This is a genomic window from uncultured Sulfitobacter sp. (assembly GCF_947500075.1).
Classification (GTDB): Bacteria; Pseudomonadota; Alphaproteobacteria; order Rhodobacterales; family Rhodobacteraceae; genus Sulfitobacter.
The window spans coordinates 940804-967290 of sequence record NZ_CANMQS010000002.1; the positions used below are offsets into that span (position 1 = coordinate 940804).

The window sequence follows — 26487 nt, forward strand, 5'->3', positions numbered from 1 at the left end:
ATGGGCCGGTAACGGTTGACCACAATCAGACCCATGCGCCCCCGTTTCACAACCGGGGGCTTTTTTATGCGTAAACGTAACGAACGACCACAACACCATCTGCCCGACGGAGACAGACCATGACACGCCAAATGACCGGAGCCAAAATGATCGTCCAAGCCTTGATCGATCAAGGTGTCGACACCGTATTCGGATATCCCGGCGGCGCTGTCCTACCCATCTACGATGAGGTCTTTCAGCAGAACTCCATCAAGCACATCCTTGTGCGCCATGAACAAGGTGCCGTGCACGCCGCCGAAGGCTACGCCCGCGCCACCGGCAAGCCCGGCGTTGTGCTGGTGACCTCCGGCCCCGGTGCGACCAATGCGGTGACGGGCCTCACGGACGCGCTGATGGACAGTATCCCGCTGGTGGTGCTGACGGGTCAGGTGCCAACCTTCATGATCGGCTCTGACGCCTTTCAGGAAGCCGACACCGTGGGCATCACGCGCCCCTGTACGAAACACAACTGGCTGGTGAAAGAGACCGACAAACTCGCCGGTGTGATCCACGAGGCGTTCCACGTGGCGACCTCGGGCCGTCCCGGCCCTGTGCTGGTGGACATTCCCAAGGATGTGCAATTCGCCACCGGCACCTATGCCCCCAAGGCCCGCTCCACTTCCCGCTATCAGCCGCAGCTGAAAGGCGATCTGGAAGCGATCACCGAACTTGTGGCGGCGATGGAAAAAGCCAAACGGCCGATTTTCTATACCGGCGGCGGGGTGATCAACTCCGGCCCCGGTGCCTCGCAATTGCTGCGTGAATTGGTGGAGGCGACAGGTTTCCCGATCACATCCACTCTGATGGGTCTGGGGTGCTATCCCGCGTCTGGTGACAAATGGGTCGGCATGCTGGGCATGCACGGGCTCTATGAAGCCAACATGGCGATGCACGACTGCGATCTGATGATCAACATCGGCGCCCGCTTTGACGACCGGATCACTGGCGTGGTCGACCGCTTCAGCCCCAAGTCCATCAAGGCGCATATCGACATTGATCCGTCGTCGATCAACAAAGTGATCCGCGTCGACATCCCGATCATGGGCGACGTGGGCCATGTGCTCGAAGACCTGCTGAAGGTCTGGAAGTCCCGTGGCCGCAAGACCAATGCCGAGGCTGTCGCGAAGTGGTGGAAACAGATCGACGAATGGCGCAGCGTGGACTGCCTGAAGTTCACCCAGAAGGGCAAGGTCATCAAACCCCAATACGCGCTGGCGCGGCTTGAGGCCCTGACCAAGGATCACGACCGCTATATCTGCACCGAAGTGGGCCAGCACCAGATGTGGGCCGCGCAGTATCTCGGGTTCGAAGACCCCAACCGCTGGATGACCTCCGGCGGGTTGGGCACCATGGGCTACGGCTTCCCCGCCTCGATCGGTGTGCAGATGGCGCACCCTGAGGCCTTGGTGATCAACGTGGCCGGCGAAGCCTCGTGGTTGATGAACATGCAGGAAATGGGCACGGCGATGCAGTACAATCTGCCCGTCAAGCAGTTCATCCTGAACAACGAACGCCTTGGCATGGTGCGCCAGTGGCAGGAGCTGTTGCACGGGGAGCGGTATTCGTCGTCATGGTCTGAATCCCTGCCCGATTTCGTGAAACTGGCCGAAGCCTTTGGCGCGAAGGGCATCTTGTGTCAGGACCCCGACGACCTGGACGACGCGATCATGGAGATGCTGAACCACGATGGTCCGGTGATCTTTGATTGTCTGGTGGAAAAGCACGAAAACTGCTTCCCGATGATCCCCTCGGGCAAGGCGCACAATGAGATGATCATGGGTGAGGTGGACACGTCCACGGCGATTGATGCTGAGGGGAAGGTGTTGGTCTAAATCGTTTTCTTTGAAAGAAAACGGACGGAAATTTTCAAAATTTCCGATGCAGGAAATGAAGGATACGAAACATGTCAGCCCTAAAAATCAAAAAAGGCGCCACCAGCCACTCCGCCTATAACCTACGGCCCAACTTCTCGGACGTTGTTGAACGCCACACCCTTGCCGTGCTGGTCGAAAACGAACCGGGTGTGCTGGCCCGTGTCATTGGCCTGTTCTCCGGGCGCGGCTACAACATCGACAGCCTGACCGTCGCCGAAGTGGATCACACCGGGCATCTGAGCCGCATCACCATCGTCACTTCCGGCACGCCGCAGGTGATTGAGCAGATCAAGGCGCAGCTGGGTCGGATCGTGACGGTCGTCGAAGTGCATGACCTGACCGTTGAAGGCGCATCGGTCGAACGCGAGCTGGCCATGTTCAAAGTCGCAGGCAAAGGCGATCACCGGGTCGAGGCTTTGCGGCTGGCGGATATCTTCCGCGCCAATGTGGTCGACAGCACGCTGGAAAGCTTCATTTTCGAAATCACCGGCGCGCCGGAGAAAATCGACGCCTTCGCGGACCTGATGCGGCCCCTTGGCCTGACGGAGGTTGCGCGGACGGGTGTTGCGGCGCTGTCACGGGGCGACTGACCCCGGCAGGCTGGAAAATTTGAAGACGCGCGATCAGGCTCCGGGGGGCCACGCCTGATCAGGCTTTGACAGCATGCAGTTGCGGTTTTGCAGCTGTTGCCCTGCGCCCTTCAAATGGCACCACCTTCGCGGACCGGCCTGTGGCCTGCCCCGTGGTGCCGGTCGTTTGTGATGGCTGCGCCTGCGCCGTCTGACGCAACCGCGACGGCAGGCTCTGACACACCTGTTCCTGTAGCAGACGCGGTTCAATCGCGCAGCGCATCTTGCCGTCATAGCGGATGTCGAATTGCACCATGTCACCGGCCACAAACAGCGACCCGCCAACGAAAACATCGCCGGTCCGCTCAAAATAGGCCAGATCGCCCTGATCCTCACACCAGAAAACGGCTGAGTTCCCGTCAGGATCGCTCCAAAGCACAACACCAATCATTCTACGTCACCTGCAACTTTTTCTTCGTATTAGTGGACGTTATCAACAACGCGGTGTGGAAGGATATGGGTTTTATGATCCAGATCCCGCGTATTTTGTGTCGTTGACAAGGGCACTTGTTGCGCTTTAGCGTCAGCTTCGTAGCACTCAAGCGTCATGCTAAAACCTTAGCACGGAAAGTGATCGCGTGGTTCTACTTAAGCAAGAGTGGTAAAGAGAATCCTAACACATTGATCACGCAAAAGCAGTCTTCTCCGGCCGAACTGCGCGCCATGTTTGGCGCGAACCTGCGGCGGCTGGCTGCGGGGTACACGTCGATCTCTGACCTGTCCAGACAGCTCAACATCAACCGCACCCAGTTCAACCGTTACCTCAGCGGAGAGAGTTTTCCCCGCCCTGATGTGCTGGCCCGCATCTGCGCCTTCTTCGATGTTGACGGTCGCGTGTTGCTTGAACCGGTTGACAAGATCGCCAACACCGACGATCCGATCAGCAATCCGTTCTTGCGGGAGTATGTTGGCGCAGGCGCGCAGGACGTGCCCGAAGACATCTTTCCCACCGGATTTTACCGCTTCTCCCGCCGCAGCTTTGTCAAGCAGACCGTCTTCATGACCGCGCTGGTGCATGTCAGCCGACAGGGCAAGACCACCTGCATGCGCGGTTTTGAAACCCGCGAGGCGATGCAATTGCAGGCGCTGCCAATCTCTCCCAAATCGCGGGAGTATCGCGGCCTTGTCATGCAGCAGGAAGACGGCATCGGCCTGTTCGTATCGCGCCACAATGCGATGACATGCTCGTTCAATTACCTCAGCCGGGTTGCATCCTTTGAGAACAACTATTGGGTTGGATATGTCACCCGCACCGTTCCCGAGGTCACCGGCGAGGTGCGTGCAACCCGTCTGGTCTATGAATACCTCGGCAGGGAGATGGCCCCTGTCCTGCCTGCCGCCCGCGCAGCAGGCTATTGCAGCGCAGATGAGCTGCCGCCCTTCCATCGCAGATTGTTACGGGTTGAGGTTCCCTTCGCCTGACCGGCCCGCATGCGCCTGAACAACATGTCGCCCCTGAAAAAGTCGATGTCGCGGATGAAGGGCATAGGCCCATGCGAGGCCGCTAGGCTGGACCGCACAAGGAACAGGAGACAGCCATGCAGGATCACCCCACTGATCTGAGCGCCGTGCGCCAGCCCATTGCCAAGGCCAACGGTCTTCCCAACGCCCATTACATCGATCCCGCGACCTTTGCGGAGGAACGCGATGCGGTCCTGTTTGACAATTGGGCGGGTCTTGCCGTTGCCGCTGATGTCCCCGAAGTGGGCGATGCGGTGCCTCTGACATTCCTTGGCATGCCGCTTTTCATTGTGCGTGACCGCGAAGACAACGTTCGCGTCTTCCAGAACACCTGCCGTCACCGTGGCATGATCCTGATCGAAGAACCCCGGCGCATCGAAGGGGCCATTCGCTGCCCCTATCATAGCTGGTGCTATTCCACCGATGGCCGCCTTGTCAGCACGCCCCATGTGGGCGGCCCCGGCCAGAACACCCACGAAGGCATCGACCGCGCCCTGCTGGGCCTCATCGAAATCCGCAGCCACATCTGGATGGATGTGATCTATATCAACGTCTCCGGCACCGCCCTGCCCTTTGAAGAAGTGCATGCCGACCTGCTGGCGCGCTGGGCTGAATTCGACAAACCCCTGCACCACGGCGGCGCGGAAAGCAGCTTCACGCTGGATGTGGCCTGCAACTGGAAGCTGGCGGTTGAGAACTACTGCGAAAGCTATCACCTGCCCTGGGTCCATCCCGGTCTCAACAGCTATTCCCGGCTCGAAGACCATTACCACATCGAAGCGCCGCTGAAGTATTCAGGCCAGGGCACGCTGGTCTACCGCCAGTTGAAAGACGAAGCGGGCACGACGTTCCCGGACTTTGCCGACCTGTCCGACAAATGGGACACGGCGGCTGAATACATCACCGTTTATCCCAACGTCCTTCTGGGGGTGCACCGCGATCACGCCTACTCCATCATTCTGGTACCGCAGAGCACCGAACAGACGCTGGAACATGTGAACATCTATTACGCGTCCTCTGAGACAGACGAAGACCTGCGCGTTCGCAATGCGGTTCAGTGGAAGGAAGTCTTCACCGAAGACGTCTTTGTGGTGGAAGGCATGCAGCGCGGACGTCATGCGCCGATCTTTGATGGCGGGCGGTTCTCTCCGGCGATGGACGGGCCCACACATATGTTCCATGACTGGGTCGCGGCCCAGCTGGAGCGCGCCCGCGCCACCCCAAGAGCAGCTGAGTGAGCACACTTGACGCCGACCTGCTGCACGCCCACGCACAGGGCGATGCAGCCAGTCTGGTCACGCTCTACCAACAGGCCGCCGCACAGGCGAACAACACAGAGGCTGTGGCGTTCTACCTGACCCACGCCCATGTCTTCGCGATGGAGATCAACCATCCCGACCGCGACGCCCTGCGCGCGCGGCTGATCGAGATGGGCCGCGAGGCCCCGCTGGGTCCACCCCGACCGCCGCTCAGATAGCGGGGGGACGCTTGTTTGGCCAATCGGTCATTTTGTGCCAGTCCTGCGCCAGTTGCAGCAACCGCCCGGCCCCGCCGCGCGGTCCAATCAGTTGCAGCCCGGCGGGCAGACCGTTCTCCCCGAAACCGATGGGGATATTGATCACCGGCAGCCCCACCAGACTGGCCGGGATCACCACCTGCATCCAGCGGTGATAGGTGTCCATCGTCACGCCGGCAATCTCGGTCGGGTGATCCAGGGTCGCGTCAAACGGCCAGCACTGCGCAGAGGGCAGCACCAGCACATCAAAATCCTCAAACAACGCGCTGGTCTTGCGGAACCAGTCGGAACGCGACAGGCTGGCGTGGTGCAAATCCATCGCTGACATGGAAACGCCCCGTGACACCTCCCATTGCGCGGCCGGCTTGAGGTATGCGCGCTTTTCCGGATCGGCATAGATCGGATGCAAACCCGCCGCGACCGAGAACGAGCGCAGGGTGATCCAGCTCTCCCACATCTCATCCGCATCAAACGGGGCGTCCAGCGCGCTGACCAGATGGCCTAGCCCTGCCATCTGGGTCATCGCCGCCTCACTCAGCGAAAGAATGCCATCCTCAAAAGGCAGCGCGCCGCCCCAGTCTCCCAGCCAGGCAATGCGCTGCTGCGGCAGGGGTTGCGCCAGCATCGGCACCGCTTGACCGGGCATCTTGCCAAGGGGCTGGCGTTCGTCAGGGCCGGTGATCGTATCCAGCAAAATCGCAAGATCAGCCGGGTTGCGCGCCATTGGGCCAGAGGTGGACAGTTGGTGCATGAACACATCCCCCCGCGGGTCCGAGGGCACAGACCCCCACGTCGGCCGCGCACCATAGACGTTGTTCCATCCCGCCGGGTTGCGCAGCGAACCCATCATGTCTGACCCGTCCGCCACGCTGAGCATCCGCGTGGCCAGCGCCACTGCCGCCCCGCCAGAGGAGCCTCCGGCACTTCGGGAGGTGTCATAGGGGTTGCGGGTCAACCCGTGCACCGGGTTGAAAGTGTGGCTGCCCAATCCAAACTCCGGCGTATTGGTCTTGCCGATGATCAGCGCGCCTGCGTCCCGCAACCGTTTGACCACAGGTTCATCGTATTGCGCGATCTGATCGGCAAACAAGGGTGAGCCGCCCGAGTTGGGCAACCCCTTGGCATTCGCCAGATCCTTGATCGCAATCGGAATACCATGCAGCCAGCCTTTGCGCGGCGCATCCTGCACCGCCCGTGCCTCTGCCATCAGGTCATCCGGATCGCGCAGCGATACGATTGCATTCACAGTGCCATTGACCGCATCAATCCGGTCCAGCGTGGCCTGCATCAATTCAGCGACGCCCAGTGTCTTGCGTTCAATCGCAGAGGACTGCTCAAGGGCGCTCATGTTGAGAATATCCATTGCTGGACTAAATCAACCGCTTTCAAAAGTGGCAAGGGGTATTTCCGACCCGCTCACGCGGGCACCGGCCAGAGACCGGCGTTACTCGCCCTGTGCTTCGGCCCGGCTCTTTCCGCTGACAGCCAGCGCCAGTGTTGCGCCCATCAGCCCGTCAAGGTCTCCGTCCAACACGCCCTTGGTATCGGACGTTTCAAAGTTTGTGCGCAGGTCTTTGACCATCTGATAGGGCTGCAAGACATAGGACCGGATCTGGTTGCCCCAGCCCGCGTCGCCCTTGTTCTCGTGCATCTCGTTCACGGCGGCGTTCCGGCGGTCCAGCTCCATCTGATATAGACGGCTTTTGAGCGCCTTCATCGCGATGTCGCGGTTCTGGTGCTGGGATTTCTCTGAACTCGTCACCACAATGCCCGTGGGCGCGTGGGTGATACGCACAGCGGAATCGGTCGTGTTTACGTGCTGCCCGCCTGCCCCGGAGGACCGATAGGTATCAATGCGGATGTCCGCCGGGTTCACTTCGATTTCGATATTGTCATCCACCACCGGATAGACCCCGACCGAGGTAAAGGAGGTGTGCCGCTTTGCCGCGCTGTCAAACGGGCTGATCCGCACCAGCCGGTGCACGCCGCTTTCCGACTTCAGCCAACCATAGGCGTTGGGCCCGCTGATCTTGTAGGTCGCGGATTTGATGCCCGCCTCTTCGCCCGCGCTCTCCGACTGCAACTCAACCTTGTAGCCTTTCTTTTCGGCCCAGCGGGTATACATCCGCGCCAGCATCGCCGCCCAGTCACAGCTTTCCGTGCCGCCGGCACCTGAGTTGATCTCAAGAAAGGTGTCATTGCCGTCCGCTTCGCCGTCCAGCAAGGCTTCAAGTTCCTTCTGCGCCGCTTTCTCCGCCAGCGCCTTCAACGCCGCCTCAGCGTCGCCCACGACTTCGTCGTCTTCTTCCATCTCACCCAGCTCTATCAGCTCGATGTTGTCATTGAGGTCCTGCTTGATGCCTTCATAGGTCGCAATCGCATCCACCAGCATCTGCCGGTCGCGCATCAGCTTTTGCGCTGCATCAGGATCATCCCACAGGTTGGGGTCCTCCACCCGCGCGTTGAACTCCTCCAACCGGTGCGAAGCCGTCTCCACGTCCAGCCGCTGGGCCAGCAACTCCAGCGACTTGCCGATCTGATCTGCGATGTTCTGTGCCTCTGCACGCATGGTATCTGCCTCGAAACTACTTTTGTCCGAGATAGACCAGCACCGCCGCGCGAACAACCCGTCGGGTGGGGTTCACCCCGCCTGCGCGTTAATACAACCCACCTGAGGACAGCGTGCCAAAGCTTGCCTTCGGTCCAACAGTCGCCTTGCGGCCGGTCGATGTAGTCACTTCACGTGCGCCGCCGCCGATTTCCTCGACCAGCGGCAAATCCGCCCCCATGGCAAAGCCACCGTCGAACATGATGCCAAAGATCGGCTCTTCACCAGAACGGAAGCATTCCGCCACCACGTTGTCGCCAGAGGCGGCATCACTCAGCCGGGCACCGGTGAAACGGTCAATCTTGATGAAGGTACAATCCTGCGGCACTTCGAATGGCCCACCGCCGTATTTCTTCACCGCCTGGCTCATGAACCGCTGGAACACCGGCGCGCAAAGCGCACCACCGCCTGCCCCCCGGCCCATCGGGCGCGGCGTGTCAAAACCGATATAGCATCCCGCCACGATGTTGCTGGTGAAGCCCACAAACCAGGCGTCTTTCTCATCGTTGGTCGTGCCCGTCTTGCCCGCAGCAGGCACGCCCAGATTGATCGCCTTGCGCGCCGTGCCCCGGTCCACAACGCCCTTCATCATCGACGTCAGCTGATACGCCGTCACCGGGTCCATCACCCGTTCGCGGTTGGAGATGATCTTGGGCGCCACACCCGGTGCCAGGCTCGCGGTCTGACAGTCGTTACAGATCCGTTCATCATGGCGATAGACCGTGCGGCCATAGCGGTCCTGCACCCGGTCCACCAACGTGGGCTGCACCCGCTCCCCGCCATTGGCGAACATCGCATAGGCGCTGACCATCTGATAAAGCGTCGTCTCCTGCGATCCCAGCGCATTGGCCAGAACCGGCGACAGGTCGTCATAAACGCCAAACCGCTCGGCATAGCTGCCGACCACATCCATCCCGACCTCCTGCGCCAGACGAATGGTCATCAGGTTCCGCGATTGCTCAATTCCGGTGCGCAACGGCGTGGGGCCATAGAACCGGTTCGACGCGTTCTTGGGCCGCCACACGCCCTGCGGCGTGTTGATCTCAATCGGGGCGTCCACAACGATGGTCGCAGGCGAATAGCCGCTGTCCAAGGCCGAGGCATAGACAAACGGTTTGAAGCTCGACCCCGGCTGCCGCTTGGCCTGCGTGGCGCGGTTGAACACGCTCGACTGGTAGGAAAAGCCGCCCTGCATGGCGATCACCCGGCCCGTGTCCACGTCCATGGCGACAAACGCGCCCTGCACTTCGGGTACCTGACGCAGGGTCCAGCGGATAAACTCCCCGCCGTCGTCCGCCGTCATCCGGCGCACCAGCACCACATCGCCAACGCTGACCAGATCGCCCGCAACCCGCGCTTTGCGGCCCAGCGATCCGTCTTCGTTCAGCTTGCGCGCCCACTGAACGTCCTTGGCCGGGATCCAATGACCGTCCTCGTCATCCTCAACCCCTTCAATGCCGATCCGCGCGTCATTGCTGCCCAGTTCCAGCACCACCGCCGGATACCACTGGTTTTCCAGATCAATGTCGCGGGGCACCCGCAGGTCCGCCAGCGCGGCGCGCCAGCTTTCCTCGGTCTCCAGTGCTTCTGCTGGCAGCGTCTGCCGTGTGCCGCGCCAGACGCCCCGGCCCCGGTCGTACTGCTCCAACTGTCGCCGGAGCGCATTGGCCGCAATAGGCTGCATTTCATTGTCGATGGTCGCGCGCACGGTCAGACCGCCGGTAAAGAACTCCCCCTCACCAAAGTCACGGCTCAACTGACGGCGGATTTCGTCGGTGAAGTAGTCGCGCGGCGGCAGTTCCGCCTTGAAGCTTTCAAAGTCCCCGTTCTGAACAGAGCGGAGCGGCTGCGCCTTTTCCTCGGCATAGACCGCGTCCGAGATATACCCGTTCTCGTTCATCTCCCGCAGCACGAAATTGCGGCGCTGCATCAGACGTTCCTTGCGGCGGACAGGATGGTAGTCCGAGGGTGCCTTTGGCAAGGAGGCCAGAAACGCCGCCTCATGCGGAGCCAATTCGCCAAGGGTCTTGTTGAAATAGGTCTGGCTGGCCGCCGCCACACCGTAAGAGTTCTGGCCGAGAAAAATCTCGTTCATATAGAGCTCAAGGATCTGCTCTTTATCCAGGGTCTGCTCCAGACGTGCGGCCAGAATGATCTCCTTGATCTTGCGCTCCGCACGGCGGTCCCCGGACAGCAGGAAGTTCTTCATCACCTGCTGCGTGATGGTCGAGGCCCCGCGCACGTCCCGCCCACGTGATCGCACCGCATCCACGGCCGCAGCCCCAATGCCGCGCAGGTCATAGCCATCATGTTGATAGAAGTTCTTGTCCTCGGCCGAGATAAACGCCTGTTTCACCAGCGGCGGGATCGTGTCTGCCGGCGCAAACAAGCGACGCTCCTTGGCGAATTCATCAATCAGGTCACCCTGACCCGAATAGATCCGGCTGATTGTGGGGGGCGTGTATTGCGCCAGGCTCTCATGGCTGGGCAGATCACGGCCATACATCCAGAACACCGCACCAACAGTCAGGGCCACCATGAAGATGCCCATGGTCAGGGTGGTAAAGATGCCGCCAAAGAACGACAGGATGAAACGAAACACAGCTCTAAACCCTCACAAGATATGACATCTATATATGGTCTCCGCACGGCAGGGTCAAAACACGTATGACGGGGATTGGGCCATTCTTCGCGCAGGTCATTGCCGCACCAGCGCGCGCCGTGCGGCATCCTGATCGCGCCATTTCAGAATCGCATCCGCCATCGCGCCTACCATCACCGACCGCCACACCGGATCGCGCACATTCGCCAGATCGCGGTCCGAACTCAGAAACCCCACTTCAACCAGCACCGACGGGATATCCGCCGACTTCAGCACCGAGAAACCTGCATTTCTGAGCGGTCTGCGGTTCATCGGCCCCCCCGCTGCCGTCATCTCTGCCACCAGCGCCTGTGCCAATGCGTCGGACCGTGGCTCGGTCTCCTGCCGCGCCAGATCAAGCAGGACGCTTGTCACCTGATCGTCGGACCCGGTCAGGTCCGCACCCGCAATGATGTCAGCCCGGTTGTGGCGCGCGGCCAGATGCGCCGTGGCGGCGTCGCTCGCTTCATCCGACAGGGTATAGACCGTCGCCCCCTTGGCCCCGCCCTGCGTCAGGCTGTCTGCATGGAGCGAGATGAACAGATCCGCTTCCACCTGATGGGCAATCGCCACGCGCCGTTCGAGGGCGACAAACACATCCTCATTGCGGGTCAGCACCGCCTCCACCCCGCTCCGCCTGAGCGCCTCCTGCAACTCGCGCGCGAAACTCAGCATCAGTTCCTTTTCATTCACCCCTTCACGTTCCGCGCCGGGATCAATGCCCCCGTGACCGGGATCCAGCACCACGGTAAACACCCCGTCATCCGGTTTGCGGGCCGGCTGGGTCAGAGCCTTTGTCCAGGCAGGATCGACCGGCGCGCCTGCGGCCTTGGCAAATTCCTCGGCCGAAACCTCTTCAAGCATGATCTGCAACAGGGCCTGCCCGCTGCTGTCATCAATGGGCATCCCGATTTCACGCGGGAGCATCGGCACGGACAAATCCGCCACCAGACGCGACCAACCCGGTTGAAACGCGCCAAAGCGGACCTCTGCAACCCGTCCGGGTGCGGGCAACAAGGCATCAGCCCTGACAGCCGCCCAATCAGCTTCGCGAAAATCAACCACCAGACGCGCGGGATCATCCAGCAGAAACACCCGGAACGGGACACCCTGGCTTAACCCCACTTCAATCGTTGTCTTGCCAAACCAGCCATCGGTGACAGAGCTGCGCGCCGCATCCACCCGCGCCAGCGCCGTCAGATCCTGCGCCGCAGCCATCTGCGCGCAAAAAATGAATGCCACCACCAGTTGAAGGATCGCCCGCATGCCTGTCCCCGCTTTACGCAAGTTGTTGGCATGAAGGGTATCAGGTCTCAGGCGCCCAATCCAGCGTTACCGCGCGGCCATGAACGCCTTGAGCCGCGCCAGACCTTCCTCAATATCCGCAGTGCTGCGGGCATAGGAAAACCGGAGCGTCTGATGCCCCCGCACGGGATCAAAATCCAAGCCCGGCGTCACGGAAACGCCCGCCTTTTCAAGCACTTCAGCGGCGAAGCTGCGGCTGTCATCCGTGATCTTCGACACATCCGCATAAACATAGAAAGCGCCATCCGGTGGCGCGATATCCGTGAACCCTGCGTCCTTAAGCCCCGCAATCATCAGATCACGATTTGCGTGATAGACGGTCATGTTGCCCTGCAATTCATCCTCGCAGTCCATCGCGGCCAAGGCGGCCACCTGTGCGGCATGCGGCGCGCAGATGAACATGTTCTGCGCCAGACGTTCGACCACACGCACATGATCTTCTGGCACCACCATCCAACCCACGCGCCAGCCGGTCATCGAAAAATACTTGGAAAAAGAGTTGATGATGTAAAGATCATCGCTGATCTCCAGCGCAGTCACCGCCTTCTTGTGATACTCGATCCCGTGATAAATCTCATCCGAGATAAACGACCCGCCCTGCCCCTGTACCGCATCAATCAACGCAGCCATGGCGGGCTTGTCCAGCATCGTGCCCGTGGGGTTGGCGGGGGACGCGACCATCAACCCGGCCAGGTTCTGCCCCTCCAGATCGGCCGCCACCGGCTGATAGCGGTTCTCGGGTGCGGTCTGCAAATCCACCGGCTGTAGTGCCAAGGCACTCAGGATCTGTCGGTAACTGGGATACCCCGGCGCGCCGATGCCCACCCGGTCATCTGTGTCAAAAAGCGCCGTGAAGGCCAGAATGAACGCCCCCGACGATCCCGGTGTGATCACCACACGCTCAGGGTTCAGATCTACGCCGTACCACTCCCCGTACATCCGGGCGATGCGCGCCCGCAATTCGGGCAGACCAAGCGCAACCGTGTACCCCAACGGCCCCGCCGCCATGGCCTCCGCCAGCGCCTGCGTTGCACCTTTGGGTGCGCCTGTGCCCGGCTGGCCCACTTCCATGTGGATGATGTGCCGCCCTGCCGCCTCCGCCCGCGCGGCGGCGGCCATCACGTCCATCACAATGAAGGGATCGACCTGTGATCGGGTTGATACGCGCATGGGCTTGCTCCTAGAGTGCGGAAAGGTAAGGTGCGCGTGTTTTCAACGGCGCAACTGCTGCCGTCAACCCAACTGTCCTGAGAGGCCAGCCCATGCTGCACCGTCTGATTGCCCCCGTTCTAGCCGCAAGCCTTGCGCTGCCTGCCGCCGCAATGGATCTAAAAGCCCTCACAGACGAAGAACGCGCGCAGTTCCGCGCCGAAGTCCGCGCCTATCTGATGGACAATCCCGAAGTGATCATGGAAGCCGTCGACCTGCTGCAATCCCGCGAAGCGGAGCAACAGGCGCAGGCCGATCTGAACCTTGTCTCCGACAACGCCGAGGCGATTTTCAATGACGGCTACTCCTGGGTCGGCGGCAATCCGGAGGGGGACATCACCTTGGTTGAATTCCTCGACTACCGCTGCGGCTACTGCAAACGCGCCCATGGCGAAGTTGCCAAGCTGCTCGAATCAGACGGAAATATCCGCCTCATCGTCAAGGAACTCCCTATTCTGGGCGAACAATCGGTGCTGGCGTCCCGGTTTGCCGTGGCGACGAAACAGATCGCGGGGGATGACAGCTACAAGGCGCTGAACGATGCGCTGATGTCCTTTCAGGGCGACATCACCCTGCCCGCCCTGCGCCGTCTGGCCAGCACCTTCGGGCTGGATGCCGATGCAATCGTGGCGCAGATCGACAGTGACGACGTCACGCGCGAAATTGCGCAAACCCGCGCCCTTGCACAGCGGCTCAACATCTCTGGCACGCCAACATTCGTGATGCAGGATGAAATGCTGCGCGGCTATCTGCCCTATGATCAGATGCGCGCGCTGATCGACGAAAAACGCGGCTGATCCAGAACATCAGGATCGCCGCGTAACCCCCTCAGAAGACTGCTATTCTGCTGCGTCCTGCGCCTGCGCTGCGTCCAGTTCGGCAGCCTTCTTCTCCACCTGTTCAACGATGTGGTCGATCATGCTGGCGTTGTCCTGCTTGTGGCTCTGCTTGCCCGCCAGATAGACCATCCCGGACCCGGCCCCACCGCCTGTGAAACCAACATCGGTCATCAGCGCCTCCCCCGGACCATTCACGACACAGCCGATGATCGACAGGCTCATCGGTGTCTTGATGTGCTCCAGCCGCTGCTCCAGCGCCTCAACCGTCTTGATCACGTCGAACCCCTGCCGCGCGCAGGACGGACAGGAGATGATGTTCACCCCCCGATGCCGCAGGCCCAGCGATTTGAGGATCTCATACCCGACCTTCACTTCTTCCACCGGATCGGCAGACAGCGACACACGGATCGTGTCGCCAATCCCCATCCACAACAGGTTGCCCAGCCCAATCGCCGATTTGATCGTGCCGGAAGTCAGACCGCCAGCCTCGGTAATGCCCAGGTGGATAGGCGCATCCGTCTGTTCGGCCAACTGCTGATAGGCCGCCGCTGCCATAAAGACATCCGACGCCTTGCAGCTGATCTTGAACGCGTGAAAATCGTTGTCCTGCAATATCTTGATGTGGTCCAGCCCGCTTTCGACCATCGCGTCGGGGCACGGCTCCCCGTATTTATCCAGCAGATGTTTCTCAAGGGAGCCCGCATTCACGCCAATGCGGATCGAACAATTGTTGTCCCGCGCGGCCTTGATCACTTCCTTCACGCGCTTTTCATCACCGATGTTACCCGGATTGATCCGCAGACAGGCTGCCCCCGCCTCTGCCGCTTCAATCCCGCGTTTGTAGTGGAAATGGATGTCCGCCACGATCGGCACCGACACCTCCGGCACGATCTGCTTGAGCGCTTTGGAGCTTTCCACATCCGGCACGGAAATCCGCACGATGTCCGCGCCTGCGTCCGCCGCGGCATTCACCTGTGCGATGGTCGCCGCCACATCCGTGGTGAGGGTGTTGGTCATCGTCTGCACCGTGATCGGTGCGTCTCCTCCCACAGGCACATTGCCCACCATGATCTGACGGGATGTCCGACGATAGATATTGCGCCACGGGCGGATGTGGTTCAGCGACATGCAGGCACCTCAAAACGGGTCGATGTTAGGTATAGTGTCTAGTCAACCTGACGCCTCTGCGCAATGCGCATGCGGCAGCGTGTCACTGACTTTGACAGGGCATCGCGGCCAGAACGGCAGCGTCCGTGTCGGTCTGCGCAAGACCGGCAAACATGGTGTTGAGCGCCTGATCCTGTGTCGGATCAACCGGATCGTAGAGTTCGGCCAAAGCCTGTTCATGCAACGGCAGGTTCGACGTGACAGAGCCGCTTGGCCCCGCAGGGCCATAACAGCCATCCGCCATCGCGAAATAGAGCGCACCGGATTCGCCCGTGCGCAGGATCGGAGGTTCTTCCGTGGCCGGCACATCCCATGTGTCGCCCGCTTCCATGATCCCTTCGAAGATCACCGTGCCATCTGCCGCGCGCACACGCACCCAGGACGGATAGGCCGCAACCATCCGCAAGGGGGCCGCCAGCGTTTCAACCACCTGCGGGACAGCGCCCGCAACCTGTGGCACATCATCCGGCAGGCCCGGCGCATCCGCCATGCGCACAGGCGCATCCGGCGACGGTGTTTCCGTCCCGGCAAAGTTCCCGATGGCACGTGGATCCAATGTGGCAATCGGCGCATCGCGCGCCACCAGCACCGGCACATCCAGCGCCTGCGGTCGGTAAAGACGGTCCAGCGCTTCGACGCGCGGGGCTTCCATCACACGCGGCACATCAGAGGCGCCGGTCAGATCGGGCGTTTCTGCCTGCACCAAGGCGCCATCCAGTGGATCAAGGTCAGACAGCACCACAGGCGTCTGATCAACCGGTGCCACCTGCACACGTTGTACTTCTTTCAGCACGGTCCAGCCGCCAAAACCAATCGCACCAATCAGCCCGACCAGCACCAGCATTGACCCAACCGCAGCCGGTTCGATATGTGTGAAGATGCTCTCCCGCACGGGTGTGAAATTCTTGGAACGGGCAAAAAGCTCGGCCTCCGCCTTGCGGGCCTTACGCTCATCATTGTTGCTTTTCTTGATGACAGAGGCTTCGGCAGACATACCATGCGCAACGGAGAAACCGGATTCCTCACAGAACGTCTCAAACGCCTTGTCGGGGTCCATGCTGAGATAGCGCGCATAGGACCGGACATAGCCCGCGATGAAACCCGGCGTGTCGAACGCATCCGGGTCACAGTTTTCAATCGCTGCAATGTAGGAGGCTTTGATCCGCAATTCGCGCTGCACGTCGAGCAGCGATTTGCCCATCGTTGCGCGTTCACCGCGCATGATATCACCAAGACGCAATTCGAACGCGTCGAACCCTTTGGGTTCAACCTGATCTTCCTCAACGACCTTGGAGGACCACCGCCCGATCATTCAAACGCCCCGTGTTAATCTGCCTTTAACCTTAACCCTGAATCGACCCCTCGATTCGGATATGGCCTTTTCTTTCCCCTATCATAGCATAAGGCAACGGGAATTACGAATTTATCAAAGTTACCCAGCGGCCTCGGCGCGATTCAGCGCACAATGGGACCACAACCCGTCCATGGCGTTGACAAGCGCATCCATCTCTTTGGGACCATGCACCGGCGATGGCGTGAAGCGCAGCCGTTCCGTGCCCCGTGGGACAGTCGGGAAGTTGATGGGCTGGGCGTAAATGCCGTGATCTTCCAACAACATATCCGACAGCATCTTGGTGTGCACCGGGTCTCCGACAATCACCGGCACGATATGTGACCCGTGATCGATGATCGGCAGCCCCAGACCTTTAAGGCGAAGTTTAAGCGCTTTTGCCTGCTGCTGATGCTTCTCGCGCAGCAACGGGGTCCGCTTGAGGTATGCAACGCTCGCCGCAGCCCCGGCAGCCACCGCAGGCGGCAACGACGTGGTGAAGATAAACCCAGGCGCATAGGAGCGGATCGCATCGCACATCTTCGCGGACGCCGCGATATAGCCGCCCATTACGCCATAGGCCTTGGCCAGCGTGCCGTTGATGATGTCCAGACGGTGCATCAGGCGGTCACGTTCCGCCACCCCTGCCCCGCGCGGGCCGTACATGCCCACGGCATGCACTTCGTCGATGTAGGTCAGCGCGCCGAATTCATCCGCCAGATCGCAGATCGCCTCAATCGGGCCGAAGTCACCGTCCATGGAGTAGATCGATTCAAACGCGATCAGCTTGGGGGTGTCAGGATCATCCGCTGCCAGCAGTTCCCGCAGATGATCGAGATCGTTGTGGCGGAAGATCCGCTTGGCCCCGCCATTGCGGCGCACCCCTTCGATCATGGAGGCGTGGTTCAATTCATCCGAATAGATGATCAGCCCCGGAAACAGCTTCGGCAGCGTCGACAGCGTCGCGTCATTGGCAATATAGGCGGAGGTAAACAGCAAGGCGGCTTCCTTGCCATGCAGATCCGCCAGCTCCGCCTCAAGACGCTTGTGGTAGACCGTCGTGCCGGAGATGTTCCGCGTCCCGCCGGAACCGGCACCCGTGGCATCCAGCGCCTCTTTCATCGCTTCAAGCACAACCGGATGCTGGCCCATGCCCATGTAGTCATTGCCGCACCAGACGGTGATATCCCGCTCCGTCCCGTCGGGACGGGTCCAGACCGCGTGCGGGAACTGGCCCTTGCGGCGCTCAATGTCGATGAATGTTCTGTATCGGCCTTCGTCATGCAGGCGCGCAATCGCCTCGTCAAGCTTGTCGGAATAGGTCACGCGCGTCTCCATCTGGCGGGCAGAAGCCTCTGTCATTGTTCAGGCCACTGCATCTTGCTGCCATGTTCAGATATAGGACAAGACACAGGCCTTCAACGATTTATAACGGTGCGTCTTGTCGCAGCCTTGATCCAGATCAAGGTCACATCGGAAGGATGGCGGAGCGCATTGCATTGCAGGTATCTTGTCCCCTAAATGGCGCCACGCCCGACGCGCTGCTGATGAAAGGTTTGCACATGTCCCTTGATGATATCCTTGCCCGTATTGATACCGACCTGCCTGACGCGACGGAGCGGTTGCTTGATCTGCTGCGCATCCCGTCCATCTCGACCGATCCTGCGTTCAAAGCCGATTGCGACCGGGCCGCAGACTGGCTGGTGGACGACCTGAGCGCGCTTGGCGTCGCGGTCAGCAAACGCCCCACACCGGGCCATCCGATGGTGGTCGGCCATGTCGGCGACAGCGGGCCGCATCTGCTGTTTTACGGCCATTACGACGTGCAGCCCGTTGACCCGCTGGACCTGTGGGACCGCGACCCGTTTGATCCGCAGATTGAGGACACCGCCAAAGGCAAGGTGATCCGGGGCCGTGGATCATCGGACGACAAAGGGCAGTTGATGACCTTCATCGAGGCGTTGCGCGCCTGGAAAGCCGTGAAAGGCGACTGGCCCTGCCGGATCACCTTCTTTCTGGAAGGTGAAGAGGAATCAGGTTCCCCGTCCCTCGTCCCGTTCATGCAGGAAAACGCCGAAGAGCTGAAAACAGATATCGCGCTGATCTGTGACACCGGCCTGTTCGAATCCCGCACGCCCGCGATTGTGACCATGCTGCGCGGGTTGCTGGGCGAAGAGCTGACCGTGACCGCCCCATCGCTTGACCTGCATTCGGGCATGTACGGCGGCATTGCGATGAACCCCATCCGCGCCTTGAGCAAGGTGATCGCCAGCCTACATGACGAGACCGGACGCATCACCATTCCCGGATTCTATGACGGTGTGCCGGCGCTATCCGACGCGCTGGAGTCGCAGTGGCAGGGGCTGGCTTTTGACCACCAGAAGTTCCTTGAGGACGTCGGCCTGTCCATTCCCGCAGGCGAACAGGACCGCACCCCGCTGGAGATGATCTGGTCCCGGCCCACTTGCGAAGTGAATGGCATCTGGGGCGGCTACACCGGCGAAGGGTTCAAGACGGTTCTGCCCTCCAAGGCCCACGCCAAGATCAGCTTCCGCCTTGTCGGCACGCAGGACCCGCTGGCCATCCGCGAAAGTTTCCGCACGATGGTGCGGGAGGCGCTGCCGGGCGATTGCGAGGTCGAATTCTCCCCCCACGGGGCAAGTGGCGCGTCGGGCGCGGATACCTCCGGCCCGATGTTCGAGGCCGCACGGCAGGCTTTGTCAGACGAATGGCAGATCCCGGCGGCCTATATCGGCTGCGGCGGGTCGATCCCGATTGCGGGGCATTTCCAGCAGATCCTCGGGACCGAACCGATGCTTGTCGGCTTTGGCAAGGACGACGACGCGATCCATTCGCCGAATGAGAAGTACGACATGGAGAGTTTCCACAAGGGCATCCGATCCTGGGCGCGCATTCTGGATGCCCTGACGCGGTAACCCATGGGTTATCTGCATTTTAGACGTTTTTGAGATGAATTTTAGGGAGATGGGCGCGCGCCGGTATAGGCGCCGCGCCGGTTTCCTGTTGCGCGGGGACCTTTGGGTCGCATTTGGTTGAGTGATTTTTGGAGGCTGACGGTGGTTGAGAGGCTGGTCGAAAGCGTCGCGCTGCGGGGCTGTGGAGTGGTTATAGATGAACGGTTTGAGTCCAACGCGGTGTCAGCGAAAGGAATCCCGCACGGAATCAAGGGCTTTAGCCCGCCGTGCATCGCCAGACCGCCCCGCCGCACCAAAGGTGCGCCATCTATCTCGGCAAGCCTCTGGCTTGACGGGCTGGCGATTTGGCTGCCACCTGCGCATCCTTCTGTTGGAGCAATAATTTGGCAGCCAAAAACTGCCCTGAACCCACGTCGGATCGCCACCCCGCGGTCTGGCAATGCAAGGCTTTCGTTTGGGCAGATAAGGAACGGCGGCTCAGACCCCGCAAACCGGACCACCGCCCCGCCAAACACCAGTTCGGCAAGATCCCTCTCACACCCGCCGGACAGACCTCCTGCGGCCTTCGCGCATGAAGATATAGACCCCAGACGCGACCAGGATCGCCACGCCCAGGAACACCGTGGCATCCGGCCACTCGCCAAAGACCGTCCAGCCCCAGAAGAGCGCATAGACCAGCAGCACATATTCAAACGGTGCCACCAGGGCCGCCGGGCTCAGCCGGTACGCCTGCGTCATAAAATACCCGACAAGCGCGGAGACAACCCCAAGCCCGCCAAACACCACCGCATCCCAAAGCGTCGGCCACAGCCACGGGCGCAGCAGGAAACGAATGCTCTCTGACGCGCCTTCAGGCTCATACCGCCCGTCGCCAGCGATCAGATACATCACCGCGCTTACCACCAGAAACGCGATCTGGATCTGGATCGCCAAGGCCGACGCGCGGCTGGTCGCCCCCAGTTTGCGCGTCAGCACCGACATGCTGGCATAGCCGGCCGCGGCACAGAGCGGCAGCACCACAACCCAGCCCAGACCTGCACTGCCCGCAGTCAATTCGGGCATCATCATCACCAGCACGCCCACAAATCCCATCCCGATGGCTGCGAACCGCCTCGGGCCGACACGCTCCCCCAGCACCGGGATCGACAGAAGTGTCACAAACAAAGGGGCCACAAAATAGATCGCATTCGCCGTGGCCAGCGGCATCGCCACGATGGCGGCGTACATGCAGCTGTTGGCGATGATGATGCACACACAGCGCAATGTGTGCAGCATCGGCTTGCCCGTGCGCAGCAAGCCCACCCCGCCTTCGGCCATCAACATCCCGAACGTCAGCAACAGCCCCACAAACGACCGCATGAAAATGATCTGATGCAGCGGATATCCCCCCGCCAGCAGCTTGATCAGCATATCGTTGAGAGAGACAAAGAACATCCCGCCCAGCATGAAAGCGATGCCCAGACGGGACGGGGTGGCGGTAAGGGCGGTCATGCCCTTCCCTACACCCGGATTTGAGGATTTGTTAGGGTGGAAATGATCGAGGCGCAGAAAGGCGATAACGATGGCAGGATTTGCAGGATTTGATTCAGGCGTGGCGGAGGTGAACGGCCAGCAGATTGCCTATGTCACCGGCGGCACGGGGCCCCCGGTTCTGTTGCTGCATGGCTTTCCGCAGACCCATATGATGTGGCATGCCGTGGCCCCCCTGCTGGCAGAGCAGTTCACCGTGGTCGCCGCAGACTTGCGCGGATATGGCGCCAGCAGCACCCCTGAAGGCACCGCCCCCTACAGCTTTCGGCATATGGCAGCGGATCAACGCGCGTTGATGGCGCATCTGGGATTTGCACGGTTTCATCTGGTCGGGCATGACCGTGGCGGGCGCACTGCGCATCGCCTTGCATTGGATGCACCAGACGCGGTGCAGAGCCTGACGGTGATGGACATTGTCCCCACCCATCTGTTGCTTGACGATCTGACGCGCAGCGTGGCGCAGGCCTACTACCACTGGTTCTTTCTGGCGCAGCCCGCGCCCTTTCCCGAAACGATGATCGGCCATGACGCGGATGCCTATTTCGAAAGCTGTCTGACCGGCTGGGGGTCTGCATCGCTGGCCGACTTTGATCCGGAGGCCCTGGAGGCCTATCGCACCGCATGGCGCAAGCCGGATGTCATCCGCGGCATGTGCGCCGATTACCGCGCGGCCCTTTCCCATGATTTCGATCTGGACGCCGCCGATCTGGGCCGCCGGGTGACCTGCCCGTCGCTGGTGATGTTTGGTGCGGATGGCGCGATGGCAAAGGCCTATGACGTGCCGGCCACCTGGGCCGACCGGTTGTCGGACATGCGCGCAGCCGCACTTCCCGGCGGGCATTTCTTCATTGATCAACACCCAAATGAGACAGCGACGGCGCTGATCGCCTTCCTGAACGATGCACGCTGACACGCAAAGAAAAAGGGCCCGCGATGCGGGCCCTTTTTAAGCAGCGGTGGCGCGGTTGACGGGGCTCGAACCCGCGACCCCCGGCGTGACAGGCCGGTACTCTAACCAACTGAGCTACAACCGCCCACTGCATCTTCGAAGCATCGCCCCGAAGCGTTTGGAGGTAATATGAGCGCAGCCCTTCTACGTCAAGCCGCAATTCCACAGGTTTGTGCAGAAAATCCCCCATGGCGGCAATTATCTTGCCGCCGCACCGGGCACGCGAAGGTGATTGCGCTCTAGCCGTTGATAATTAACCACTTTTTGCCGGATTGTTGACCGCCTGACGCAAAGCACCCGAACAGGTTATGACGCATTTGCAACGTCTTAGACTTGTCACCCCCAGGCCATATTCAGCGATCGGGTGCGGGGATGAACTCTTCCGCGTCACCGGGTGGCAATTTGAATCGCCCATGCGCCCAGTCGCCTGCGCGCCATGCCTCCTTGGCCGCGTCAATGCGGTCCTTGCTGGAGGCCACGAAATTCCACCAGATGTGGCGCGGCCCGTCCATCGTCGCCCCGCCCAGCAGCATCACCCGCGCGCCCTGTTCGCCCGCTTGCGCGCTGATCCGGTCGCCGGGGCGGAAAACCAGCATCTGCCCCGCTTCAAACGTCTGCCCTGATACGCTGACATCGCCGGCAACCACATAAAGCCCGCGGTCTTCGTGATCATCGGGCATGGGAAGATGGGCATAGGCCTCAAGCAGCGCATCGGCATAGAAGGTTTCGGAGTAAACCTTCACCGGGGCTTCCTCTCCATAGGCCGTACCAAGGATCAGGCGCACTTCCTTCCCCTCCCCTTCGAGCAGCGGCAGCCTGTCTTTGGGAGCATGTTCAAAGGCGGCGGCTTCGTCTTCATACTGCTGGGGCAACGCCACCCAGGTTTGCAATCCAAACAGGTTGTGGGGCTGTTTGATATAATCGCCGTCCGCACGCTCGGAATGGGTGATGCCGTGGCCTGCCACCATCCAGTTGACGGCCCCCGGCTCAATCCACTGATCCGTGCCCAGACTGTCGCGGTGGTGGATCTTGCCTTTGTAGAGGTAGGTCACGGTCGCCAGCCCGATGTGGGGATGCGGGCGCACGTCAATGCCCTTGCCGGTCAGAAACTCCGCCGGGCCCATCTGGTCAAAGAAAATGAACGGCCCGACCATCTGCCGCGCAGGCGCAGGCAGCGCGCGGCGCACTTCAAAGCCACCCAGATCGCGGGCGCGGGGCACAATAACGGTTTCAATGGCGTCAACCGCGTCACCAATAGGGCAATCGGGGTCAAGGGCGGGGTTCCAGCTCATCTCATGCACTCCTCTAAAGGTCTGTCTTAAGAGTAGGCATGATGGCTGGATCGACAAGGCACAGCTGCCCTGCGCGGCTGCACGGTTGATCGACCTATCCGCGATGCCGTTCGGCGAGGGCGAGCAGGTTCTTCATGCGATCATCCTCGATACGCAATTCATCAAGATGCCGGACCAGTGACTTAAGGTAGTCAAAGTTGGACCCCAGCCCGCCTTCAGCAACGGCAATGATCTGTGCGGATGCCTCCATGCTGAGGTCAGGCACATAGCGGCGGTTGTCGCAGTTCATCACAAAAACCAGCGCCTCTACCGGCCCTTGCGGTGTGACCACCTCAAGAAACACCGGGCAATAGGAGCCTGAGAACATCTCCCGGTTCCACATGAAGGCAGTTTCGGCATCGACCCGATCGGCAGCGATCCTGAACACCACGCCATCGCAATGTCCCCCCTGATCCAGAGCGGCCATCAGCCCCGGCTGCGCGTGGGTGCCGCGTCCTGATTCCAGCCGCATGCAAAAGCTGCGCTGCCAACCGGAGAGGACCCCACGGCGGTATTCCTCCACATAAACCGCCGGATCCCAGATCAGCGATCCATAGGCAAACACCCACAGGTCCTGTGACCACCTGTCAGACAACACCTGCTGCCGGTTGGCTTCACGGGCGTCATGGTCCATCCGCCACCCCGGCGGCCAGCTTTCCGCTTTGGCCTGCTCATCCAGTTCTGCAAAGCGATCCCTGCCAAACCGCATCTCGGAGACGTCTGGCGGGGTGATCAGGTTTTTGAGGGCGGGGGTATGTTTGAAGACGTGTTCGGGAAATGGCATGGGGCATTCTTGGCCGTTTTGGGACAGGCTGACCAGAGGGAATACGCTGTGCTGGACGCTGAAGAGCCGCGAGGTTCATTGTAGTGCGGCAATCGGCACAGCGTCGGTCGGGCTCTCGGGGAAGCGGGACTTCTCGACCATAATGGAGGGGAGGGAATGGTGGGTCGTGAGAGGCTCGAACTCCCGACATCTTCGGTGTAAACGAAGCGCTCTACCAACTGAGCTAACGACCCGACCCGGCCCTCTTAGCGCAAGGACCGGGCGGGCATCAAGCCCCTTCTGACAGACATATCTGTCGGCCGTCCTCAACGAGGTAGACGACGCCCTGCCCCCCGCCCATTGGTCGCACGTCGAGGCCCGCGTATCCCAGCAGGATCAGGCGCAGCATCCGTGACGTAATGCCATGCGTAACCAGCACGGCAGGCCCCTCAAGTTGGCTGAGAAACCGTTCGCACCTTGCGCGCAGCCCGGCACAGCCTTCTCCACCCGGGGCGAGGTCATAGAGGTCAAAACCGTCACCTGCGTTGTGTTTCGCAATCAGAGCATCCCGGTACTGGCCAGAGAATTGGCCCATGCCGATCTCCATTAGGTTCGGATCGGTTTCAAGCAGGGCCTCGTTGCCACCGCAGGCGATCCGCGCCGTGGACAGCGCACGCCCCAAGGGACTGGAAATGAAGCGAAACCCGGTCAGATCTTGTTTTGCGAGGATGCGGGCCTGTGCCTGTGCATGGGCCACACCCTGATCGGTCAGCGGCGCATCGAGATGTCCTTGCAGCCTGCCTTCGGCATTCCACGTCGTCTCCCCGTGGCGCAGGATGTAGAGGGGGTGCAGGTGCATGGTGGCTTCCGTGAGGTTGAGGGCCGTTGTTACGCGCTGTGTTGCGAACACGGCGCTGAAAAACGAGGCGTCAGGCAACAAGCCGTTGAACGCCTGACCCAAACCGGCCGCGCAATGGACGGGCGTTGGTCAGGCTGCGGGCCGGAGCGAGACATCGACGTGGATCGGGCGGAGGGGAATATGGTGGGTGATAAGAGATTTGAACTCCTGACCCAGACTGGCCGCGCAGCGGACGGGCGTCGGTCAGGCGGCGAACAGGAGAGAGGCGCCGCAGTGGATCAGACGGAGGGGAATATGGTGGGTGATAAGAGATTTGAACTCTAACATCCCTTCCCGATCTAATTGAAAATATGAAGTTTTCACGTAGCGCCATCTCAGTTTGTGTAACAGTGCAGTGTGCAATGGTGCAAGACCAAAAGCAGTTAGACACCATCGGCGATCACCGCTCTGCTTCAATCTGCCTTTTGGGCTGGCTTCATGCGCTCCAAGGCTCGTATCAGGTCCTCTTTGCTGAGCTTTGCAGTTGTTCCAGCCAAGCGGTTGTTTACGATATCAGTATCCATCATCTCTGCCAAACTACTGAACCAATCAGCGGCGAACGACCTGTCTGCCTTTGCCAGCCGTTCTGTTATTGTAGAGGCAGCAAAAATAGTCGTGGCTTCTCTGCCAGTACGCGCTTTCGCTTTTGCGAACTTCCGGCGCAGAACACGAACACCAATATCGACGATCTTTATCAAATGGTGTGAGGGCAAGTTGCTCGGAAGGAATTCAGCATAGTCCAAGAAAGCCTGCGTAGCTTTAACATCAGCGGCAGCATTCACGACAAAGGAGATGACATGGTCCGTCTTTCCGAACTTGATATTGATCGTCTCAAGTGCACGACACCTATCAGGAGAGTTTCCCGCAGATTGAACTTCCTGCATCAACTGCACAATCGGGATGTCACGCTCAGAAATCCATTGCAGCGTCGTGCCTTCCAGCAACGTTGTCTCATCAATTAGTGTCGCCTCGTCGATGACGCAGCCCCGTAGATCACTGCCCGAAAAATCAAATCCACGCAGATCAGCGCCACAGAAATTGAGATTTCTTAGGTCAGAGAACCTTAGATCGTTCGATGGGTCCAAACCCGCAATGCGTACAAGAATGTCGAAGCGGTCCGAGTTGCAATCAAAAACATCAGAAATCAATTGGTGTTCGCGCTCGGTCAAATAGTCTTCAACTATGCGGCTCATTCTTCTGATAGTTCCACTTTGGAAGCCACAACGGTACTTCCTGCTTCATGCTGAGGGATCATTGAAGCTTCTCTGCGGATTGCTTTCTCCAGCACCTTCGAAATAACTGCATCCTTGTTCGTCTTTAAACTGAAGAGTTTGCCTTGAATGTTGCCTGAACGTGGTTGAACGCGAATGCTTGACCGCCTGATTTGGCCTGCTGCTGGTTTCGTAGACGGCAACTTAAGCTTTCATAGCTCGCTCCTCGAATGTGATAGGGCTTAGGTACC

At 60.4% G+C, this 26487-nt stretch carries 22 protein-coding genes and 2 tRNA genes; 8 read left to right on the plus strand and 16 right to left on the minus strand.

The genetic code is table 11. The features are described from left to right. Positions 1-119: 119 nt before the first annotated feature. Complete coding sequence (locus Q1A91_RS09580) at positions 120-1871, plus strand: acetolactate synthase 3 large subunit (protein WP_299876075.1); 1752 nt, start codon at positions 120-122, stop codon at positions 1869-1871. 71 nt (positions 1872-1942) lie between these two features. Beyond that, entirely contained in the window at positions 1943-2503 is a 561-nt protein-coding gene (ilvN, locus tag Q1A91_RS09585; RefSeq protein WP_299876076.1) for an acetolactate synthase small subunit, read from the plus strand. A 58-nt stretch (positions 2504-2561) separates the two neighbouring features. Here ilvN and Q1A91_RS09590 read toward each other — a convergent pair whose 3' ends face one another. Further along, the gene (locus Q1A91_RS09590; protein WP_299876078.1) at positions 2562-2933 is read right to left on the minus strand and encodes a hypothetical protein; all 372 of its coding nucleotides are present in this window, start codon (positions 2931-2933) and stop codon (positions 2562-2564) included. A gap of 230 nt (positions 2934-3163) precedes the next feature. Here Q1A91_RS09590 and Q1A91_RS09595 point away from each other — a divergent pair, with 230 nt between their 5' ends. The 3 genes from Q1A91_RS09595 (at position 3164) to Q1A91_RS09605 (ending at position 5480) form a co-directional block, all read left to right on the plus strand. Then, entirely contained in the window at positions 3164-3964 is an 801-nt protein-coding gene (locus Q1A91_RS09595; protein WP_367278662.1) for a helix-turn-helix domain-containing protein, read from the plus strand. Between the two features lie 116 nt (positions 3965-4080). Next, positions 4081-5241: an aromatic ring-hydroxylating dioxygenase subunit alpha gene (locus Q1A91_RS09600; protein WP_299876080.1), complete on the plus strand. Its 1161-nt coding sequence runs from the start codon at positions 4081-4083 to the stop codon at positions 5239-5241. Next, complete coding sequence (locus Q1A91_RS09605) at positions 5238-5480, plus strand: hypothetical protein (RefSeq protein WP_299876082.1); 243 nt, start codon at positions 5238-5240, stop codon at positions 5478-5480. Before Q1A91_RS09600 ends, Q1A91_RS09605 begins: the two co-directional genes overlap by 4 nt. Here the strand turns inward: Q1A91_RS09605 and Q1A91_RS09610 are convergent. The 5 genes from Q1A91_RS09610 to Q1A91_RS09630 all read right to left on the minus strand — a co-directional run bounded on the left by Q1A91_RS09610 (position 5473) and on the right by Q1A91_RS09630 (position 13243). Then, complete coding sequence (locus Q1A91_RS09610; RefSeq protein ID WP_299876084.1) at positions 5473-6882, minus strand: amidase; 1410 nt, start codon at positions 6880-6882, stop codon at positions 5473-5475. The genes Q1A91_RS09605 and Q1A91_RS09610 overlap by 8 nt on opposite strands. An 81-nt stretch (positions 6883-6963) precedes the next feature. Next, positions 6964-8088 carry a peptide chain release factor 2 gene (gene prfB, locus Q1A91_RS09615; protein ID WP_299876086.1) on the minus strand — a complete coding sequence of 375 codons (1125 nt, stop codon included), beginning with the start codon at positions 8086-8088 and terminating at the stop codon, positions 6964-6966. An 88-nt stretch (positions 8089-8176) separates the two neighbouring features. Continuing rightward, positions 8177-10729 (minus strand): penicillin-binding protein 1A, encoded by a 2553-nt coding sequence (locus Q1A91_RS09620; RefSeq protein ID WP_299876088.1) that lies wholly within the window; start codon positions 10727-10729, stop codon positions 8177-8179. Positions 10730-10825: 96 nt separating this feature from the next. Continuing rightward, complete coding sequence (locus Q1A91_RS09625; protein WP_299876090.1) at positions 10826-12034, minus strand: N-acetylmuramoyl-L-alanine amidase; 1209 nt, start codon at positions 12032-12034, stop codon at positions 10826-10828. 66 nt (positions 12035-12100) lie between these two features. Beyond that, positions 12101-13243, minus strand: a complete 1143-nt coding sequence (locus tag Q1A91_RS09630; protein ID WP_299876092.1) for an aminotransferase class I/II-fold pyridoxal phosphate-dependent enzyme — start codon at positions 13241-13243, stop codon at positions 12101-12103. Between the two features lie 92 nt (positions 13244-13335). Here Q1A91_RS09630 and Q1A91_RS09635 point away from each other — a divergent pair, with 92 nt between their 5' ends. Further along, positions 13336-14079: a DsbA family protein gene (locus Q1A91_RS09635; RefSeq protein ID WP_299876094.1), complete on the plus strand. Its 744-nt coding sequence runs from the start codon at positions 13336-13338 to the stop codon at positions 14077-14079. 42 nt (positions 14080-14121) lie between these two features. Here Q1A91_RS09635 and ispG read toward each other — a convergent pair whose 3' ends face one another. The 3 genes from ispG to hemA all read right to left on the minus strand — a co-directional run bounded on the left by ispG (position 14122) and on the right by hemA (position 17944). Then, the gene (gene ispG, locus Q1A91_RS09640; protein ID WP_299876096.1) at positions 14122-15249 is read right to left on the minus strand and encodes a flavodoxin-dependent (E)-4-hydroxy-3-methylbut-2-enyl-diphosphate synthase; all 1128 of its coding nucleotides are present in this window, start codon (positions 15247-15249) and stop codon (positions 14122-14124) included. Between the two features lie 82 nt (positions 15250-15331). After that, entirely contained in the window at positions 15332-16600 is a 1269-nt protein-coding gene (locus Q1A91_RS09645; protein ID WP_299876098.1) for a helix-turn-helix domain-containing protein, read from the minus strand. A gap of 120 nt (positions 16601-16720) precedes the next feature. Then, complete coding sequence (gene hemA / locus Q1A91_RS09650) at positions 16721-17944, minus strand: 5-aminolevulinate synthase (RefSeq protein WP_299876190.1); 1224 nt, start codon at positions 17942-17944, stop codon at positions 16721-16723. 236 nt (positions 17945-18180) lie between these two features. On the opposite strand from hemA, the gene Q1A91_RS09655 reads away from it, so the two are divergent. Beyond that, on the plus strand, positions 18181-19554 hold the full coding sequence (locus tag Q1A91_RS09655; RefSeq protein ID WP_299876100.1) for a M20/M25/M40 family metallo-hydrolase: 1374 nt from the start codon (positions 18181-18183) through the stop codon (positions 19552-19554). Positions 19555-20088: 534 nt separating this feature from the next. Here Q1A91_RS09655 and Q1A91_RS09660 read toward each other — a convergent pair. After that, positions 20089-21045, minus strand: a complete 957-nt coding sequence (locus Q1A91_RS09660; RefSeq protein WP_299876102.1) for a DMT family transporter — start codon at positions 21043-21045, stop codon at positions 20089-20091. A 70-nt stretch (positions 21046-21115) separates the two neighbouring features. Between Q1A91_RS09660 and Q1A91_RS09665 the strand changes: the two genes are divergently transcribed. Further along, positions 21116-21994, plus strand: coding sequence for an alpha/beta fold hydrolase (locus tag Q1A91_RS09665; RefSeq protein ID WP_299876104.1), 879 nt, complete (start codon positions 21116-21118; stop codon positions 21992-21994). A 47-nt stretch (positions 21995-22041) separates the two neighbouring features. On the opposite strand, the gene Q1A91_RS09670 is transcribed toward Q1A91_RS09665, so the two are convergent. From Q1A91_RS09670 to Q1A91_RS09695, 6 genes are all read right to left on the minus strand, one after another. Beyond that, positions 22042-22118, minus strand: a tRNA-Asp gene (locus Q1A91_RS09670). A 268-nt stretch (positions 22119-22386) separates the two neighbouring features. Then, complete coding sequence (locus Q1A91_RS09675; RefSeq protein ID WP_299876106.1) at positions 22387-23325, minus strand: pirin family protein; 939 nt, start codon at positions 23323-23325, stop codon at positions 22387-22389. Between the two features lie 94 nt (positions 23326-23419). Then, on the minus strand, positions 23420-24148 hold the full coding sequence (locus tag Q1A91_RS09680; RefSeq protein WP_299876108.1) for a gamma-glutamylcyclotransferase: 729 nt from the start codon (positions 24146-24148) through the stop codon (positions 23420-23422). Positions 24149-24305: 157 nt separating this feature from the next. Next, positions 24306-24381 (minus strand) — tRNA-Val (locus Q1A91_RS09685). Positions 24382-24416: 35 nt separating this feature from the next. Then, a complete protein-coding gene (locus Q1A91_RS09690) occupies positions 24417-24986 on the minus strand; it encodes a histidine phosphatase family protein (protein ID WP_299876110.1) in 570 nt (189 codons plus the stop codon). A 452-nt stretch (positions 24987-25438) separates the two neighbouring features. Then, on the minus strand, positions 25439-26218 hold the full coding sequence (locus Q1A91_RS09695) for a pentapeptide repeat-containing protein (protein WP_299876112.1): 780 nt from the start codon (positions 26216-26218) through the stop codon (positions 25439-25441). Positions 26219-26487: the final 269 nt, after the last annotated feature.